The sequence below is a fragment of the Streptomyces sp. NBC_00236 genome (assembly GCF_036195045.1).
Classification (GTDB): domain Bacteria; phylum Actinomycetota; class Actinomycetes; order Streptomycetales; family Streptomycetaceae; genus Streptomyces.
In genome coordinates this window covers 121765-139722 of record NZ_CP108100.1, presented here as the reverse complement: position 1 = coordinate 139722, position 17958 = coordinate 121765, and the positions used below count along the sequence as shown (strand labels likewise).

The window sequence follows — 17958 nt, the reverse complement described above, 5'->3', positions numbered from 1 at the left end:
CCTGTTCGGGAACGCCCGCGGTGGCTAGGCTCTGTTCCGGCCGCAAGGACGAGCGGGAGGAGCCGACGTGGCACCCAGGACGACGCCCCAGCAGCACTTCGACCGCTGGGACAAGCCGGACCTCGACCTCAGCAACGCCCGGTGGCATTCCGGCAGTCAGGGCATCGGAGACGTCCAGATCGCCTTCGTCGAGGGATTCATCGCGATGCGCAACGCCGATCGCACCGGCAGCCCGCCGCTGGTCTTCACTCCCGCGGGATGGCGCACCTTCGTCGTGAACGCCCGGCACGGCGGGTTCGACCCGCGGTGACCCGCCCCTGAGGAGGGCCTGGGCCTCCCGGACCGGTCGTGGGGCCCCGGCCCCACGACCTCACGAGCCGCGGGGCGCGCACCTTGGGTAGCGTGGTGGCTGTGACCGGTGAGAGTGATCTTCGCGTCCTGCTGAGCGACCTGCGCCCGCAGCTGCACCCGGGGCGCTACGTCTACGCGACCGCGCCCGACGGACGGGTACCCGACGGTGCCGCCCCCGTCGTCACGGTCGGTGAGGCCGAAGGGCTCACGCTGGTGCTCCCCGAAGCCGAAGCCGTGGCGGCGGGGCTGCCGTACTCCTACGTGGCAGGCTGGATCACTCTCCGTGTGCACTCGGCCCTGGAGGCCGTCGGGCTGACCGCCGCCGTCTCGCTCGCCCTGACCGACGCGGGAATCAGCTGCAACGTGGTGGCCGGGTTCCACCACGACCACCTCTTCGTCCCGTACGAGCGGTCCGCCGAGGCCGTCGCCGTGCTGGAGGCCCTGGCCTCGGAGTCGGGCACGGGGTGACCGGGGTGTTGCCGGGGGCCGGGACGGCACAGGCCTGCCCGGGCCCGGCTCGGCGAGGCGGCCCCGGACACGTAACATGTCTGCATGTCCTTCCTCCGCCGCCGTAGCGCCGCCACACCCGCGGGCCCCGACTTCGACGTCCTGGCCATGGACCCGGGCGACTGGCCCGGAAACCTCGGCGCCGGCCTGCTGCCCGCTCCCGACGGCAGCTGTCAGGGCGTGTTCCTGCGCTACGACCTGTTCGGCGGCCGCGGCCCCGCGATGATCATCGGCAACCTCCCGGAGGGATCGCCCGCCCGCGAGACGGAGGAGGGCCAGGTCCCCTTCGAGGTCGCCCAGCTGCTGCTCGCACTGGAGAACGACGAGCCGGTCGAGGTCACCGCCACCGAGGACATGCCCGTGATGCAGGGCGACAACCTGCTGATCGTCCGCCGGGTGAAGCTCTCCGAGAGCCGCATCTCCTGCGTGCAGTTCGACCGCAGTGACGGTGTCCTCGTCACCATCGCCAGCTGGGACCGGCCGATCACCGACGATCTGTACACCCTCCTGAAGCCGCTGCCCGCCGAGCTCTTCCAGCAGGGCTAGGGCGGGTTTCGGAAGTCCCGTCTGCTGGGCGACGCCTGGCACTTCCCCGAGCTCTCGGCTTCGCTCGAGCAGGGGAGGCCCCTTGCTCGCCGCGTTGTCGGGATCACCCCGGTACCACCAGTATCGGGGCGACCCTCCGCCTTGCGACCGCACGCACCGGACGCCGCCGAGCCCGCCCTCCGGGCGGACGGCGCTCCTTCCGCAACACGCCTTAGGACCTCTCGTTCGGATCATGCCGGGCTTGCGGGGGCCGGCCTGATCCGATCGACCCCAACCCGCCCCGGCAGCCGTCCGGCCGCGCCATTTCCGTCCAAGTACACGCGGCCTCTGTCCAAGAGGCCGCTTTGTCATGCGTCTTGCCGGGTGAGTCATCGGACCTCTAGCGTCGTTCGGCATGACCTCCGGGATGACACGACGTACCACTGTGAAGACGGCCCTCGGTGTAACAGGGGCTCTGGCTTGGGGAGTTCCTGCTCTCTCCGGAACGGCAGCCGCCTCCGGTACCTCCGATGAATCGGAGCGTGCTGAACGACAGGCGGAGCTGCCGAACCCAGTGCTCCACTACCGGGCGCCCGCCGCCGACTGGGAGCGAGAATCGCTGCCCATCGGCGGCGGGGCCCTGGGCGCGAGCGTGCACGGGACGCTTGCCTCCGAACTCCTCACCCTCAACGAGAAGACGCTCTGGACCGGCGGACCCGGCTCGGCCCAGGGATACGACTTCGGCAACTGGACCGCCCCCAGGCCCGGCGCCCTCACCGGTGTGCAGGAGCGCCTCGACCGAGAGGGGGCCCTCGGTCCCGACGCGGTGGCCGCCGAACTCGGACAGCCGCGCCGGGGCTACGGCTCCTACCAGGTCCTCGGGGAGCTCCACCTCGACGTACCGACCGCGCCGGCCGCCCCCGACGCCTCCTACCGGCGGGCCCTGGACCTGCGCACCGCCCTGGCGTCCGTGACCTACACACACGAAGGGGTGGCCCACACCAGGGAGTTCTTCGTCTCCCACCCGAGTTCCGTCATCGTCGGACGGCTGGCGGCGGACAGCCCGGGGCACGTTTCCTTCACCCTGCGCTACACCTCGCCGCGCAGCGACTTCACGGCCTCCGCCGCCGGTGACCGGCTCACCGTCCGAGGCGCGCTCCAGGACAACGGACTGCGCTTCGAGGCCCAGATCAGAGTCCGCACCTCGGGCGGCGAGGTCACTGCCGGGGCGGACGGCAGTCTCACCGTCACCGGTGCCGACCACGCGTGGTTCTGCCTGGCGGCGGGCACCGACTACGCGGACACCTACCCCGCCTACCGGGGCGAGGACCCGCACCGCAAGGTCACGGCCGCCGTCGACACCGCCGCGGCCGCCTCGTACGAGAGCGTGCGCGCCGCCCATGTGAACGACCACCGCGCCCTCTTCGACCGGGTCGCCCTCGACATCGGCCAGGACCTCCCCGACCTGCCCACCGACCGGTTGCTGAGCTCCTACACCGGGTCGGCGAGCGCCGCGGACCGGGCCCTGGAAGCGCTCTTCTTCCAGTACGGCCGCTACCTGCTCATCGCCTCCTCACGGGCCGGCTCGCTGCCCGCCAACCTCCAGGGTGTGTGGAACAACGCGACCAACCCGCCCTGGTCCGCCGACTACCACACCAACATCAACCTCCAGATGAACTACTGGCTCGCCGAGGTCACCAACCTGGCCGAGACCACCGCCCCCTACGACCGCTACGTCGAGGCGATGCGCGAGCCCGGCCGCAGGACGGCGAAGGAGATGTTCGGCACCGCCGGCTGGGTCGTGCACAACGAGACCAATCCGTACGGCTTCACCGGGGTCCACGACTGGTCCACCGCCTTCTGGTTCCCCGAAGCGGCCGCCTGGCTCACCCAGCAGATGTACGAGCACTACCGCTTCAGCGGCTCCACCGGCTATCTGCGCTCCACCGCCTACCCGGCGATGAAGGAGGCCGCCGAGTTCTGGCTCGCCAATCTGCGCACGGACCCCCGCGACGGACTCCTCGTCGTCACCCCGAGCTACTCGCCCGAGCACGGGGACTTCACCGCAGGGGCCGCGATGTCCCAGCAGATCGTCCACGACCTCCTCACGAGCACGCTGGAGGCCGCCCGCACCCTCGGCGACGCCCCCGCCTTCCGCGACCGTCTCGAAACGGCCCTCGACCGCCTGGATCCCGGCCTGCGCACCGGGTCCTGGGGGCAGCTCCAGGAGTGGAAGACCGACCGTGACGACCCGGCCGACACCCACCGCCATGTCTCGCACCTCTTCGGCCTCCACCCCGGCCGGCAGATCGAGGCGGGGAGCAACTGGGCCGAGGCCGCCGCCGTCTCCCTGAAGGCCCGCGGGGACGGCGGCACCGGCTGGTCCAAGGCCTGGAAGATCAACTTCTGGGCGAGGCTGCGGGACGGCAGCCACGCCCACAAGATGCTCGCGGAACAGCTGAAGGGCTCCACCCTGCCCAACCTCTGGGACACCCACCCGCCTTTCCAGATCGACGGGAACTTCGGCGCCGCCTCCGGCATCGCGGAGATGCTGCTGCAGAGTCAGCACGACACCGTCGACATCCTGCCCGCACTGCCCGCCGCGTGGCCCGACGGCTCCGTGCGCGGACTGCGTGCCCGCGGGGGGTTCACCGTCGACATCGAATGGGCTGCCGGAAAGGCCCGCCGAGTGGTGATCACGGCGGGCCGCACCCGTGAAGTGACCGTACGCAGCACGCTGTTCCCGAGCGGCGAGAAGGTCATCAGGGCCCGGGCGGGACGCCGTTACACGCTGGCCCCCGAGAGCTGAGCGAACAACGAGGTCACCTGCGCCGCCGAGGTGCCGAGCCCCGTGGGACCGCTCAGGTGCCACGGGGCCGCGGTGCCCCGGCGCAGATCCTCCTCGCGGTAGCGCCGGCAGCCCCGGTGCCAGATCAGGATGCCCGCGATCCAGTGCTTCAGCTCCTGGACGTAACCGGCGAGGATCTCCCGCGCCTCGGCGTCCAGTTCGAAGTCGTCGTAGAGCACCGGAAGTTCGTGCTCGGCGACATGCAGGAACTGTCGCAGTCGGGACTTCATCAGGTCGTACAGGATCTCCACCCCGGTCGGGTAGTCCACCCCGAAGAAGTTCTGCACCACCAGCACACCGTTGTGCACCTCACCCTCGTACTCGATCTCCTTCTGGTACGAGAACAGGTCGTTGAGCAGCGCGGCGTAGTCGGCCGCCGCGTTCTCCAGGGAGCGCAGCGGGCCGCTCGCGTAGATCTCCGGCGGTACCTTCCTGCCGTGCCCCAGCCGGCACAGGCTCATCGTCAGGTCCGAGCCGAACGTCATGCGCCGCATCTCGACGTAGTCCACCGGGTCGGGGATCCGGTTCTGCGCCTGGTTCGCCAGCTCCCACAGCCAACTGGCCGTCATGTCCTCGATGGAGGTGCGGAACGCTCGCCTGCCACTGTCGTCCAAGGGGGTGGAGGTGCGCTCCCACAGGTCGGACAGGGCACGTTCCAGCGCGTTGACGGGCTCGGGCGGTGCGGCCCCGTCCAGCGGCATGAAGAGCGACAGCCGCTCGTTGGCCAGCCGGGCACCCGCCAGGTCACGGGCCCGCCCGTGCACCACCGGGAACCAGTCGTCCCCGTAGGTCCCCCACGCCAGCCACTGCGAGGACAGGTCGAGCGCGTCAGGGGTGGCGTCCGGGTGGATCCCCGCAGCGCACAGCGGGAGGTCGATCGCCAGCAGCCGCTCCTCGTCCCAGATGTGCGAACCGGGCACCCCGGGCTGTGCCTGGAGGATGCCCATCCGGTCCGCCCACTCGACGATGCGGAGCCGGGCCCCGTCCAGGTGCGGACTGAGCGTCGTACCGAACGGAAGATCGAAGTCGGGCAGCAGGGACGGGCCCACATGCTGGTACGGCAGATGGGCGTGGCTGCGCAGCCTGGCGGTTTCCGAGCGTGGGGTGAAGCGGATCGACGCGGCGGCCATCCCGAAGCCCGGCTCGGCCTGCCCGGCGCCGCCGTCGTTCATGTAGCGGCTGGAGCGCATGTGCCACTCATGGCCGCCGGACTGCCAGTCCTGCAGCCCTTTGACGTACGCGAGCACCGCCGCTGACTGCGCCGCGTCGAGGCCCTTCTCCGCGCAGAGCGGGCCCAGTTCGGTCAGTGCCGTGTTCTCGAACTGCTGGAGCCGGGACGTCAGCAGATCGTTGACCGCATCGGCGGCCTCCTGCGTCGAGCAGCCGAGGAAACGCTCAAGGACCAGGACGCCGTTGCTGTTCTCGCCCTCGTCCTCGACCTCCCGCTGGTACGAGAACAGGTCGTTGCGCAGGTGGACGCCGTCGGAGAACGCGTCACGCAGCACGCGCAGCGCCCGTTCGCCGGCCACCGCCTCCGGGACCTCGGTGCCCGCCGCGTATTCCACCAGCCCCGCTGACCAGGGGGCGCCGCCCACCTTCCGCCGCATCTCGATGTACTCGACCGGGTTCGCGATGCGGCCCTCGTTGATGTTGGCGAGCTCCCACAGCGACTCGTTCAGCAGGTTCTTCGTCGACTCCGCGAACCGAAGCCGCCACGCGTCCGACATGCCGGGCACCGTCCGCGCCCACAGATCCGCCAGCCCCGCCTCCACCGGGTTCTCCGGCTCGGGCGTCGGCGCACCCCGCTCCATCGGCATGAACGCGGGCAGCCGGTCCAGGTAGCGCTTGCCGCCCTCGCGGTCAGGGGTGCGCTTGAAGAGCTCCAGGAAGTGGTCGTCGAAGAAGAAGACCCACACGTACCAGTCGGTGACCAGGGACAGGGCCTCGGCCGAGCAGTCGGGATGCGTGTATGCGCACAGCAGCGCGTAGTCGTGGGAGTCGAGGTCCTTCTCCTCCCAGATGCCGGACCCCTCCAGCATCCCTATGGCCCGTGCCCACGTCTTCGTGTGCTGCCGTGCCTCCTCGACGTGCGGGTTGAGGCGCGCCGGATACGGAACATAGAAGTCCGGCAGGGTGAAGGGCTGTGCCATGTGCGTCCGGCCTTTCGGTGAGCCTCCGCGTGAGCGTCACGCGGTGCGGTCGTTCCGCGCCAGGACTACCCTTCGGCCGTTCGAGGCACGCACAGCCGCGATTAGTCACACAAGAAGTGCGCTCGTTCGAGGGACGGGCAGAGCCGTGCCGGCAGGCTCGGCCCCGCGTAAAACTCAGGTAACACGGCACCGCCACCCTCTCGTCGGCACCTTCCCTTCGCAGGTCAGAGCACCTGCCAGTGGTCTGGTCCACTGGCTCGACCCGCGGCCCCCACCACACCCTTGACGTGCCATCACCTCAGGTCGGAGAGTGTGCGCGCACAGCGGCACGCGAGATCGGAACACGCACACCTCTCGACACGCACGGCTCGGGAAACACCCAGCTCCAAGAAGGGTTGTCATGACGTCCAAGCAGAGGACCGGACGCGCACGCGCGCTGACCACCGTCGGCGCACTGAGTCTCGCGCTGCTCAGTCCCGCGGCACACGCGGGCGCGGACGGGGTACGGCCACAGTGCCCGCGCGGTCTGGACTGCGACTGGGTCCCGGCCGCCTACCAGCAGACCGGCGATCCGGCCGACAAGGAGACGTACGGCAACTACGACACCGCGGACCGGCCGCACAGCAACAAGATCAAGTTCATCGTCCTCCATGACACGGAGGAGGACTTCGACACCACCCTGAAGATCTTCCAGAACCCGCTGAAACAGACCTCGGCCCACTATGTCGTGCGATCCGGCGACGGACATGTCACGCAGATGGTGAAGAACGAGGACGTCGCCTGGCAGGCCGGCAACTGGTACGTCAACAGCCACTCGATCGGCATCGAGCAGGAGGGCGTCGCCACCGAGGGCGCGAAGTGGTACACCCCCGAGATGTACCGCTCGACGGCTGCGCTCGTGCGCTACCTCGCCGCCACGTACGACATCCCCCTCGACCGCCAGCACATCATCGGCCACGACGGGGTGCCGCCCACCAGCGCCGCCGGTACCAAGAACATGCACTGGGACCCGGGCACCTACTGGGACTGGAACCGCTTCATGGCGCTCCTCGGCAAGCCCACCGTGCCGACCGCCCGCAAGAGCAGCGAACTCATCACCGTCAGCCCGCGGTTCAAGGACAACCAGCAGGCCTTCCGTGACTGCGAGAAGGGCATCGACCTCCCCCTACAGGGCTCCAGCGCCGTGCCGCTGCACACGGAACCCTCCGAGGACGCACCGCTCTTCTCCGACCCGGGCCTGCACACGGACGGGTCGCCCGGCACCAACTGCGCCGCCGACTGGGGCAGCAAGATCAGCGCCACCCAGCAGGCGGTCGTCGCCGACCACGCACCCGGCTGGACAGCGATCTGGTGGTACGGCAAGAAGGCCTGGTTCAGCACGCCGGCCCGCACCCGCACCACCACCCCCACGTCCGGCTACGTGGTCAAGCCGAAGGCCGGCAGGACGGAGGTACCGGTGTACGGGGTCGCGTACCCGGAGAAGTCCGAGTACCCCGCCGACTTCGCGGACCGGCGGGTGGGCACGGCCCTGCAGTACACCATCAAGGCCGGTCAGTCCTATCCCGGTGGCGGAGAGGCCCCCACCGGCTTCTTCTACGCACCGACGATCGACTCCTCCTACCCCCTGGACCACGCCTACTTCCGTGGCAAGGAGAAGTACGTGACGGTCCAGATCGGCCACCGCATCGCCTTCGTGAAGGCATCCGACGTGGACATCGTCCGCGCACACTGAGCGGATACACCGCTCCGAGTGGTCAGGGCAGCACAACAGCGCGCTGCGGGCCCGGTGTGTCGGCACCGGACCCGCAGCGCGCATCCCCCGTCGGACAGGTCAGCGAGTGCCGACCGCGGCTCGGACCGCACTCCGCGCCATGGCGCAGTCGTCGTGCAGGCGGCGAAGCAGCAGCCGCTGCTCCTCACCCGAGGAGAGCGCGCCCGGACGCTCCTGCCCGGTCCGGGCCGGTGCACTGGTGTCCCGCATGGCCCGCTGCAGGGCCGTTTCGTACGTACGGATCTCCCGTGTCAGCACGAGCATCAGATTGACCAGGAACGCATCCCTCGCCGCGGGACCCGCGACCTGGGCCAGCTGGCTGATCTGACGCCGCGCCACCGGCGCATCGCCCAGGACCGCCCAGAGCGTCGCCAGGTCGTAGCCCGGCAGATACCAGCCGGCGTGTTCCCAGTCCACCAGTACCGGACCGGTGGGCGACAGCAGGATGTTGGAGAGCAGGGCGTCACCGTGGCAGAACTGCCCCATGCCCTGACGGCCCCCGGCGACGGCGAGGCCGTGCAGCAGCTTCTGCAGGTCTCCCAGATCGCGGTCGGTGAACAGACCGAGCTCGTGATAGCGAGCGATCCGTGCCGCGTAGTCCAGCGGGGCGTCGAACAGGCCGGACGGGGGTCGCCAGGCGTTGACCCGGCTGACCGCACCGAGTACCGCACGCAGATCCGCCCTCGGCGGAGCCTCCGAAGGGTGCCTCGTCAGCGCCGCCACCCGCCCGGGCATCCGCTCGATGACCAGGGTGCAGTTCTCCGGGTCCGCTGCGATGAGCCGGGGCACCCGGACCGGGGGGCGGTGCCGGACGAACGCCCGGTATGCCGCTATTTCGTGGCGGAACCGCTCCGACCACGCGGGGGAGTGGTCCAGTAAACACTTGGCGACAGCGGTCGCGCGGCCGGTGGAACCGACGAGGAGCACCGAACGGCCGCTGCGCCGCAGTACCTGTACCGGGTTGAACTCCGGGCAGATCCGGTGCACGGAGGCGATCGCCATCCTCAGCTGGGCACCCTGCGGACCGGACAGGTCCAGCCGTCCGCTGAGCGAGGGGGCGCCCGGCCCTGCCGCGCGCCGGGTCCGGCCGATGCCGGGCGCGGGCACGGCGGCGCGGGGGTCGAGATACGGTCCGCCACCCGCTCCCAGGGGACGCAGCGGCCGGGGCGGGGCGGACACGGAGGACGATGCTGTGTACATGGGCGAGACAGATCCCTTCGTGCGCCGACAAGTTGCGTGCGCCGCCCCGGCCGGCGGCCGTTCGGCACCCTGGGGAGTACCTAGGGCTGCCGGGCGGGGTGGCGCACTCCTACCTGACACCGGTGTGCCCGTGGCAGAGAACATGGCGACCCCTGGCGAAGCCTGGCGAATAGTCGCAGGGCATCTGACAGGGGGTTACTGTCAACACAGCCGAGAACCTGGGGGCTTGACGTGACCGGAGAACCCAACACCCGCCTTTCCGACCTGTTCGGCCTTGCCGGCTGGTCCAAGGGTGAACTCGCGAGAATGGTGAACAGGCAGGCGGCGGCCATGGGCCACCCCCAACTGGCCACCGACACCTCGCGCGTGAGGCGATGGATCGACATGGGGGAGTCCCCGCGCGATCCGGTGCCCGAAGTGCTGGCAGCCCTGTTCACCGAGCGGCTCGGTCGTGTCGTGACCATCGAGGACCTCGGGTTCGGCCGACGCGGGCGTGTGGGGAAGCGGCGAGAGGCCGGGACGGAAGCCAATCCCGACCAACTCCCGTGGGCGCCCGAGCGGACGGCAGCGGTCCTCACCGAATTCACGGGAATGGACCTCATGCTCAACCGACGCGGCTTGGTGAGCGCGGGCGCCGCGCTCGCCGCCGGCTCCACGATCGCCGGCCCCATGCACGACTGGCTGCACACCGACCCCGTACTGGCGGCCGACGCCCCACGTATCGACGACCCCGTGCACGCGGACCCGGCCGGCTACGACCGGTACGAGGCCGCGCCCATCGGCTCGGAGGAGATCGAGGCGCTGGAACGCTCCGTGGAGGTGTTCCGCGCCTGGGACGCCTCCCACGGCGGAGGCCTCCAGCGCAAGGCAGTGGTGGGCCAGCTGAACGAGGTGGGCGGCATGCTCGCCTACCGCCACCCCGACCACCTGCAGCGCCGCCTCTGGGGCGTCGCCGCCAACCTCGCCGTGCTCGCGGGCTGGATGTCCCATGACATCGGCCTCGAACCCACCGCGCAGAAGTACTTCGTCATCGCCGCGCACGCCGCGCGTGAAGGCGGTGACCGTCCGCGGGCGGGGGAGGCACTCTCCCGGGCAGCCCGGCAGATGGTCCACCTGGGCCGTCCCGACGATGCACTCGACCTCATGAAACTCGCCAAGTCCGGCTCGGGCGACATGGTCCTGCCGCGCACCCAGGCAATGCTGCACACCATCGAGGCCTGGGCACAGGCGTCCATGGGCCGGGGACAGGCCATGCGGCGCACCCTGGGCCGGGCGGAAGAACTCTTCATCTCCGACAAGGGCGATGTACCTCCGCCCAGTTGGATGCAGATGTTCGACGAGGCAGATTTGCACGGCATGCAGGCCCTGGCCTTTCGCACGCTGGCCGAGCACGACCCCTCGGCCGCCGTCACCGCCCAGCGCCACGCGAAGCAGGCGCTGGAACTGCGGCGCAACGGACGCCAGCGGTCGAAGATCTTCGACTACATCTCGCTCGCCTCGGCCTGCTTCATCGCCGACGACCCCGAACAGGCCGACCGCTACGCACGACTGGCCCTGGTGACGATGGGGGAGACCTCCTCCCACCGCACCTGGGACCGGCTGCGCGAAATGTACCGGCTGACGGGTCAGTTCGCGGGCTACGCGAAGATCGAGGACCTGCGTGAGGAGATCCAGCTCTCGCTGCCCCAGAGCTCCATCATCAAGAGGCCCAGGAGTTCGGAGATCTGACCCTTGGCGACACGAGGACGAGGTGCTGTCAACAAGAGGCGCCCCGTGGGAATGCCGTCGTCCCCTTCAGCGCCCGTTCTTCCCCGTCGCTGCGGCTACGCGCCGATGCGGGCGATCAGCACGCACGCATCGTCCAGTCGCTCGGTGCCGCCGAACTCCTCGGCGACCGTGCGTACGCACTCCTGCGCCGAGCGGGCCTCGGCGAAGCGCGGTGCGAGTCCGAGCAGCGTTTCCGTGCCCGGACGGAGACCGTTGTGCGCGCTCCCGGCGCCCCGGGCCAGCCCGTCGGTGTGGAGCACCAGCACATCACCGGGCAGCAGGTGTACTTCGTCCTGCTCGTACGCGACCCCGGACGCCGCTCCGAGGAGCACTCCGTCCGGCGGGGGGACCGGGCGCCCGACGCCGTTGCGGAAGAGCAGGGGCGCCGGGTGTCCGGCCTGCGCCCAGTCCAGCCTGCGGGTGGCGGGGTCGAACCGGCAGCACACCGCGCTGCCCAGTGCGGGCTGGATCGATGTCTCGAGTAACTGGTTGAGGTGCCCCATCAGGGCTCCGGGCTCGATACCGGCCACCGCCATGCCGCGCAGCGCACCCAGGATCATCGCCATGGTGGAGGTCGCCTGGATGCCGTGACCGGTCAGATCGCCGACCGTGAGCAGCGTCCGGCCGTCCGGAAGCTGCATCGCGTCGTACCAGCCGCCGCCGATCAGGGCGCTGGAATCCGACGGCAGGTAGTGGGCCGCGATGTCCAGCGAGCCGGGCCCCTGGCCGGGGAGGGTCAGCGAACCCCGCCACGGGGGAAGCACGGCCTCCTGCAGTTCCACGGCCATCCGGCGCTCGGTCCTTGCGATGTGCTGCTGTCGCTGGAGCGAGTCCTGGGTGCGGTGCACCACCTGCTGGCTGCGGCGCAGCGCGCTGACATCGCGCAGGACCGCCCACATGGAAGCCGTGCAGCCGTCAGCATCCAGGACGGGTTCACCCATCATGTGCAGGGTCCGCATCTGCCCGTCCGTGCGCAGGATGCGGAACTCGCCGTCTATCGGTTTGCCGTCGACCAGGCAGTCGGTCACCAGGGCCGTGAGCACGGGCTGGTCCTCGGGCAGGAGTACGGAAGGCAGGTCGTCCAGTGAGAGCGGCCCCGCCTCGGGTGTGCGGCCGAAGATCTGGAGCAGTTCGTCGGACCAGCTCACCTCGTCGGTCAGCAGATTCCATTCGGCGCTGCCCACCCTGCCGATCAGCGAACCCGGCTGCTCGCCGGGGGCCGGGACATGGCCGGCGGGGTGCGCCGCCCCGGCTGAGAACTGTTCCGCGGCCCCGGAGAGCAGTCCCTGCTTGAGCTGTCCCAGATGTGCGCCGAGATCATCGAGCTGATGGACCGCCAGGTCGCACAGTGCGCGCTGCCAGCGCAGCTGCGGGTCGTCCTCGTCGATGAGGACGGTGTCACGCCGCACCGCGTCCACGTCTCCGCGCAGCCGGTGCGTCCGGTTGATCAACGCGTCGACGGCATCACGTTCGGACGGCTGGGGGGCGGGGTGGTCCGCAGGCGGGTGGGGCGGCATGTCGTACTCCGATACAGGCGCGGTACAACCAGGTCTGAGGGTGGACCGGATACGACTGTGGCACAGCCGACACGAGCCCGTAAGTGGTTTGGCAACACTCGACGCGTTCTTGCATCCGGCATATGTCAGCGGCTGATCGGAACCCGATTCCATCGAACACCCTTGCTGTCTGCGGGCGTTGATGCAAGTCACCCGGCGCCCGATGGCTGTTGTGCGTCCGTGCGCGCCGTCCTCGCGCGGTGTGCGCGGGTCGCGTACGGGCATATGCGGGCGGAGCCCCCGCCTGGGCGGGGGCTCCGGGGTGATGCTTGTCTCCGTGGTGTCAGCAGAGGGCGATGCGGCCGTACGAGCCCATCTTCCACTTCCACTCGAGGGTCTCGCCGGGCGAGGTGGTCCAGCAACTCCTGTCGGGACCGTTGTTGATCACCAGCTGGATGTGCATGTTCCGGCCGCAGTTGTTGGTCGTCCAGGCCGTCTTGTTCTGCTTGATGACCTCGCGCGCCACGCAGGCGGGTGCCGTGTCGCCGGCGGCGGCCGCCGGGCCTGCCGCGGTCATGCAGGAGGCGGTGATCATCGCGGTGGCCGCGAGAGTGGTCAGGGTGTTCTTCAGGCGCATGGCTCACGTTCCTAGGGAGTCGGCTGAAGTGCCGGGCACAGCGATCAACGAGCGTCGAGGTCCCACGTGACGGCTGCCGAAGGGTGCTCGGGAGCCCCGCGGGAGGTGGTGGGCGGTCCGGGAATGCGCCGGTGTGCGCCCGCGTTACAGGAGCAGAACGAAAACGAATCCCATTGCCATCAAGGCGTGGGATCGGTACAGGAGCCGGAGGTGCCCATGGCCCGCAGTGAGACCCGTCCCGTCGTCACCCTTCGCTCGACCGCCGGAACCGGTCAGAGCTATGTGACGCGCAAGAACCGCCGCAACAACCCCGACCGTCTGGTGCTGCGCAAGTACGACCCCGCCGCAGGCCTGCACGTTCTGTTCCGCGAGGAACGCTGACCGTCGTTCGACCGCTGCCGGACGGCCCCTGTCGTCCAACCGATCTCGCACCAGGGAAGGAATGCCCATGAAGTCCCGAATCCACCCCGTCTCCCGTCCGGTGGTCTTCCGTGACCGCGCTGCCGGGGAGGCCTTCCTGACCCGTTCCACCGCGGACTCCGATCAGCGGGTGACGTGGGAGGACGGCCGGAGCTACCCGGTCATCGACGTGGAGACCTCGTCGGCGAGCCACCCGTTCTACACGGGGACCCGTCAGGTGCTGGACACGGCCGGCCGGATCGAGCAGTTCAACCGCCGTTACGGCAGCGGAGTGCCCGCCGCCGGTGAGTGATGCCGCGGTCCTCGTGGCCGGTGGGCGAAGCCGTGCCCACGCGGGCTGTGAACCGTGCCCTGGATCACAGCCCGGGCCGCGGATTCCCGGGAACACGGCCAGATGATTTATCGTTCACCTATACGTGGACGACGCGCTGAGCGCCCACACCAGAACCGCCCCGGCTGGAATCCCCCGATCCGGCCGGGGCTTCCCCTTGTCCGGGGCGTACCCGCCCTACGCCCGGACGGCCCGCCGCCCGGCGGCTTCCACGAGGAGCGCAGCGGCCGCCAGTCCCGCCGCAGCCACGGCACCGGACGCAGGCCACAGGCGCACCGTCAGCGCGGCCGCAGCAGCGCCCGCCACGACGGCGAGCAGCCGGCCGACCACCCAGCCGTCACCCGGACGCCACGACCCCAGGGCCAGCCGTCCGACGAGGGAGGTCAGCGTTCCGGTGAAGTAGTTCGTGGGCGTCGCCCGGACACGGCCCTGGATGCCCATCGCGAGCCCCATCACGACCAGGAGGCCCAGCCGGTCCGCGTCCGACGTGATCAGGCCGCACGCCCACAGCACGGCGCCGGCCGTGAGCAGCACCACCTCGACCAGCAGCATGACGGGCAGCCGCCACCACGTCCGCTCGCCCGTCACCGCGCCCCAGGCCACCCCGCACCCGTACGAGACCAGCGCGGTGATCACGCGCAGCGCGACTCCCTCCTCGCCCGCCCCCGCGGCCGCGGCGCCCAGCAGGACCAGGTTGCCCGTCATCACACCGGCGAAGACCTGGCCGACGCAGATGAAGACGAAGGCGTCCGCCGCCCCGGAGGCCGCCGACAGCAGCAACAGCGCCGCGTGGGCGCGGGGACCGTCCGCGGTGTCACGGGCGGCCGGTTCGGTGGATGCGGGGGAAGTCGGCACGACAGCATCCTCGCCGCCGTCCGTCCGGCCGTACGGTGTTGCTCCCGGCTCGGCGCGGCGGATGCGGCACCGGGGCCGGACGCCCGCACGGCCCTCAGTCCAGGCCCCGCGCCCTCCTGAAGCGGGCCAGCCCTTCCGTCAGCTCCACCACCGGTTGTGGGTAGTCCGGCCGGTCGTGCGCCGGCCCCCGTAGCTTCCACGGCTCGTGCACGGCGGCCCCGGCCACCGCGGCCAGCTCCGGCACCCAGCGCCGGACGTAGCTGCCGTCCGGGTCGTACCGCTTGCCCTGGACCACGGGGTTGAGCACCCGGTTGGGCCGGCTGTCCGTCCCGGTCCCGGCCATCCACTGCCAGTTCAGCTGGTTGTTGGCGACATCGCCGTCGACCAGCAGGTCCAGGAAGTGCTGTGCACCGATGCGCCAGTCCACGTACAGCGTCTTGGTGAGGAAGCCCGCGGCGAGGAGCCTGCCGCGGTTGTGCATCCATCCCTCGTGGCGCAGCTGGCGCATCGCCGCGTCGACCACCGGGAAGCCGGTGCGGCCCTGCTGCCAGGCCTCGATGTCCTGGCCCGCCTCCGCCCCGGAGCGCCAGTGGTCGTGCCGGGTGCGGTAGTCCTGGCGGGACGCGGCGGGCCGGGCCGCGAGGACCTGATGATGGAACTCGCGCCAGCACAGCTGCCGTACGAAGGCGTCTGCCCCCGCACCGCCGGCGGAGCGGGCCCGGTGGATGAGCTCGACGGGGGACAGGGTGCCGAAGTGGAGATGCGGCGAGAGCCGTGACGTGGCGTCTCCGGACAGGTCGTCGTGACCTTCCTCGTACCCCGCGAGCCCTTGGCGCCGCCATGCGGTCAGCTGCCTGCGGGCCTGCCGCTCACCGCCCTCGGCCAGGCCCTCCGACACCCCGGACACCGCGCTGCGGGCCGGCACCTCCTCGGACCCCGGGCCGTCCGGGACCCGCACGGTGCGTGGCGCGGCGAAGGCATCCCGTACCCGCTGTGCCGACCAGCGCCTGAAGTACGGCGTGAACACGGCGAAGTGGTCGGATCCCGCGGGAGTCACGGCACCGGGCGCGACGGCGGTCACCACGCCGTCGTGGACGTGCAGCCGCCGGCCGCCGGACTCCAGCGCCTCGCGCAGCCGCTCCTCACGCCGACGTGCGTAGGCGCTGACGCCGGCCGCGAGATGGACGTCCGCCGCACCCGTCTCCGAGACGATCCGGCCCACCTCCCCGACGACGTCGCCCGAGCGGATCACCAGCCGGCCGCCCCGCTCACGCAGCCCGGCGTCCAGATCCCGGAGACAGTCGGCGAGGAAGGCCAGACGGTTCGGGGCGGCGAACCCGGACTCCTCGATCCCGCTGTCACGGACGAACAGCGGCACGATCTCGTCCGAGGAGGCAAGGGCGGCTCGCAGGGGCGGGTGGTCGTGCAGCCGGAGGTCGGAAGTGAACAGGACGACCGCAACGGTCATGGCGCAACTCCTGGGGAGGCCGGGGACCTGCCATGCTGCCGTCCCCGGGACCGTCCGCGGACCCACCGGTCAGCGCGTCACCTCGGCGCTCGCCGGTTCGGGTGACGCCGCACCCGCCGCCGTACGGGCGATGTTGCGGGCCATCCCGCCGAAGACGAGGGAGTGGAAGGGCCACACGCTCCACCAGTACGTGTGACCGAGCAGCCCGCGCGGATGGAACAGGGCTCGCTGACGGTAACGCGCCCCGCCCCGGCCGTCGGGTTCCACGGACATCTCCAGCCACGCCAGGCCCGGCAGTCGCATCTCCGCGCGCAGCCTGAGCAGACGGCCCGGTTCGATCTCCTCGACGCGCCAGAAGTCCAGTGAGTCGCCCACCCGCAGCCGGTCGGTGTCCCGCCGTCCGCGTCGCAGACCCACCCCTCCCACCAGCCGGTCGAGCCACCCGCGCACCGCCCAGGCGAGCGGGAACGAATACCAGCCGTGCTCGCCGCCGATCCCCTCGACGACGCGCCACAGTGCCTCCGGGGACGTGTCGACGTCGCACCGGCGGACATCCGTGTACAGGCTTCCGCCGGCCCAGTCGGGGTCGGTGGGCAGCGGGTCGCTCGGCACCCCGGGAACCGACGCGGACGACCACCTCGTGGTCACCCGGGCCTCCCGGACCCGTTGCAGTGCCAGCCGCAGCGCCTTGTCGAGGCCGAAAGGCTGCCCCGGGCCGTCGGGAACGTACGCCGCGATGTCGTGCTCCCGGCACACGACCTCGTACCGCAGCGACTCGGCGAGCGGGCGGGCGATCGACCGCGGCACGGGTGTGACCAGGCCGATCCAGTGGCTGGACAACCGGGGGGTCAGCATCGGCACGGGCAGGATCAGCCGGTGCGGAAGGTCCGCGACCTCCGCGTACCGCTGCATCATCTCGCGGTACGTGACGATGTCGGGCCCGCCGATGTCGAAGGTGCGGTTCACCTCATGCGGCATCCGGGCACTGCCCACCAGGAGGCGCAGCACGTCCCGGACCGCGATCGGCTGGATCCGTGTGGACACCCAGCTCGGCGTCACCATGACGGGCAGCCGTTCCGTCAGATAGCGCAGCATTTCGAAGGAGGCCGATCCGGATCCGATGATGACGGCGGCCCGCAGCGCGGTGGTCGGGACGCCGGACGCCAGCAGGATCCTGCCGACCTCGGCCCGCGACCGCAGATGGGGTGACAGCTCCTCTTCCGGTACGTCGGACGGAATGAGGCCGCCGAGGTAGACGATGCGGCCGACCCGCGCGTCCCGCGCCTGCTCGCCGAAGACCGTGGCGGCCCTGCGGTCCGTCTCCTCGAAACCACCGCCGGACGTCAGGGCGTGAACCAGGTAATAGGCCACGTCGACGTCCCGCATCGCGGGGGCCAGCGACCGCGCGTCGGTGACGTCGCCGCGCACGATCTCCACCTCACCCGCCCACGGGTAGTCCCGCAGCTTCTCCGGGCTGCGCGCCAGGCAGCGCACCCGGTACCCCGCCGCGAGCAGTTCCGGGACCAGGCGCCCACCGATGTAACCGGTGGCGCCGGTGACCAGACAGTGCAGAGGCTGATTCCCGCGGTCGCTCGTCATGAGACCTCCGGATCGGTTTCGTCCCGTCGTGTC

The 17958-nt window shown here is 70.7% G+C and carries 14 protein-coding genes and 1 pseudogene; 8 read left to right on the top strand and 7 right to left on the bottom strand.

All coding sequences use genetic code 11. The annotated features are described in order from the left end of the window. Positions 1-67: 67 nt before the first annotated feature. The 4 genes from OG446_RS00675 (at position 68) to OG446_RS00660 (ending at position 4192) form a co-directional block, all read left to right on the top strand. Positions 68-310: a DUF397 domain-containing protein gene (locus OG446_RS00675; RefSeq protein WP_328892123.1), complete on the top strand. Its 243-nt coding sequence runs from the start codon at positions 68-70 to the stop codon at positions 308-310. 101 nt (positions 311-411) lie between these two features. Continuing rightward, entirely contained in the window at positions 412-819 is a 408-nt protein-coding gene (locus OG446_RS00670) for an ACT domain-containing protein (protein ID WP_328892122.1), read from the top strand. An 84-nt stretch (positions 820-903) separates the two neighbouring features. Then, a complete protein-coding gene (locus tag OG446_RS00665) occupies positions 904-1404 on the top strand; it encodes a hypothetical protein (RefSeq protein ID WP_018524499.1) in 501 nt (166 codons plus the stop codon). Positions 1405-1957: 553 nt separating this feature from the next. Then, entirely contained in the window at positions 1958-4192 is a 2235-nt protein-coding gene (locus tag OG446_RS00660) for a glycoside hydrolase family 95 protein (protein ID WP_328892121.1), read from the top strand. Here the strand turns inward: OG446_RS00660 and OG446_RS00655 are convergent. Beyond that, positions 4168-6381 (bottom strand): terpene synthase family protein, encoded by a 2214-nt coding sequence (locus OG446_RS00655; protein WP_328892120.1) that lies wholly within the window; start codon positions 6379-6381, stop codon positions 4168-4170. The two genes, OG446_RS00660 and OG446_RS00655, sit on opposite strands and share 25 nt — an antisense overlap. A 400-nt stretch (positions 6382-6781) precedes the next feature. On the opposite strand from OG446_RS00655, the gene OG446_RS00650 reads away from it, so the two are divergent. Next, positions 6782-8113, top strand: a complete 1332-nt coding sequence (locus tag OG446_RS00650; RefSeq protein ID WP_328892119.1) for an N-acetylmuramoyl-L-alanine amidase — start codon at positions 6782-6784, stop codon at positions 8111-8113. A 99-nt stretch (positions 8114-8212) separates the two neighbouring features. Here the strand turns inward: OG446_RS00650 and OG446_RS00645 are convergent, their stop codons facing one another. Further along, positions 8213-9352 (bottom strand): aminoglycoside phosphotransferase family protein, encoded by a 1140-nt coding sequence (locus OG446_RS00645; RefSeq protein ID WP_328892118.1) that lies wholly within the window; start codon positions 9350-9352, stop codon positions 8213-8215. A 231-nt stretch (positions 9353-9583) separates the two neighbouring features. Between OG446_RS00645 and OG446_RS00640 the strand changes: the two genes are divergently transcribed. Beyond that, positions 9584-11080: a DNA-binding protein NsdB gene (locus OG446_RS00640; protein WP_328892117.1), complete on the top strand. Its 1497-nt coding sequence runs from the start codon at positions 9584-9586 to the stop codon at positions 11078-11080. Between the two features lie 95 nt (positions 11081-11175). Here the strand turns inward: OG446_RS00640 and OG446_RS00635 are convergent, their stop codons facing one another. Beyond that, complete coding sequence (locus tag OG446_RS00635; RefSeq protein WP_328892116.1) at positions 11176-12636, bottom strand: PP2C family protein-serine/threonine phosphatase; 1461 nt, start codon at positions 12634-12636, stop codon at positions 11176-11178. Between the two features lie 322 nt (positions 12637-12958). Further along, positions 12959-13252: a hypothetical protein gene (locus OG446_RS00630; protein ID WP_328892115.1), complete on the bottom strand. Its 294-nt coding sequence runs from the start codon at positions 13250-13252 to the stop codon at positions 12959-12961. 216 nt (positions 13253-13468) lie between these two features. Here OG446_RS00630 and rpmG point away from each other — a divergent pair, with 216 nt between their 5' ends. Continuing rightward, positions 13469-13633, top strand: a complete 165-nt coding sequence (rpmG, locus tag OG446_RS00625) for a 50S ribosomal protein L33 (RefSeq protein ID WP_328898162.1) — start codon at positions 13469-13471, stop codon at positions 13631-13633. 67 nt (positions 13634-13700) lie between these two features. Next, entirely contained in the window at positions 13701-13964 is a 264-nt protein-coding gene (locus OG446_RS00620) for a type B 50S ribosomal protein L31 (protein WP_328892114.1), read from the top strand. Between the two features lie 114 nt (positions 13965-14078). Here OG446_RS00620 and OG446_RS00615 read toward each other — a convergent pair. From OG446_RS00615 to OG446_RS00605, 3 genes and pseudogenes are all read right to left on the bottom strand, one after another. After that, positions 14079-14783: pseudogene (locus tag OG446_RS00615) on the bottom strand (DUF1275 family protein). Positions 14784-14952: 169 nt separating this feature from the next. After that, entirely contained in the window at positions 14953-16326 is a 1374-nt protein-coding gene (locus OG446_RS00610) for a cryptochrome/photolyase family protein (RefSeq protein WP_328892113.1), read from the bottom strand. A 69-nt stretch (positions 16327-16395) separates the two neighbouring features. Beyond that, a complete protein-coding gene (locus OG446_RS00605; protein ID WP_328892112.1) occupies positions 16396-17925 on the bottom strand; it encodes an SDR family oxidoreductase in 1530 nt (509 codons plus the stop codon). Positions 17926-17958 lie beyond the last annotated feature (33 nt).

Coding starts and splice junctions, on each gene's coding strand:
- OG446_RS00665 (WP_018524499.1), top strand. CDS start 904: ATGTCCTTCCTCCGCCGCCGTAGCGCCGCCACACCCGCGGGCCCCGAC.
- OG446_RS00655 (WP_328892120.1), bottom strand. CDS start 6,381: ATGGCACAGCCCTTCACCCTGCCGGACTTCTATGTTCCGTATCCGGCG.
- OG446_RS00650 (WP_328892119.1), top strand. CDS start 6,782: ATGACGTCCAAGCAGAGGACCGGACGCGCACGCGCGCTGACCACCGTC.
- OG446_RS00645 (WP_328892118.1), bottom strand. CDS start 9,352: ATGTACACAGCATCGTCCTCCGTGTCCGCCCCGCCCCGGCCGCTGCGT.
- OG446_RS00635 (WP_328892116.1), bottom strand. CDS start 12,636: ATGCCGCCCCACCCGCCTGCGGACCACCCCGCCCCCCAGCCGTCCGAA.
- OG446_RS00630 (WP_328892115.1), bottom strand. CDS start 13,252: ATGCGCCTGAAGAACACCCTGACCACTCTCGCGGCCACCGCGATGATC.
- rpmG (WP_328898162.1), top strand. CDS start 13,469: ATGGCCCGCAGTGAGACCCGTCCCGTCGTCACCCTTCGCTCGACCGCC.
- OG446_RS00620 (WP_328892114.1), top strand. CDS start 13,701: ATGAAGTCCCGAATCCACCCCGTCTCCCGTCCGGTGGTCTTCCGTGAC.
- OG446_RS00610 (WP_328892113.1), bottom strand. CDS start 16,326: ATGACCGTTGCGGTCGTCCTGTTCACTTCCGACCTCCGGCTGCACGAC.
- OG446_RS00605 (WP_328892112.1), bottom strand. CDS start 17,925: ATGACGAGCGACCGCGGGAATCAGCCTCTGCACTGTCTGGTCACCGGC.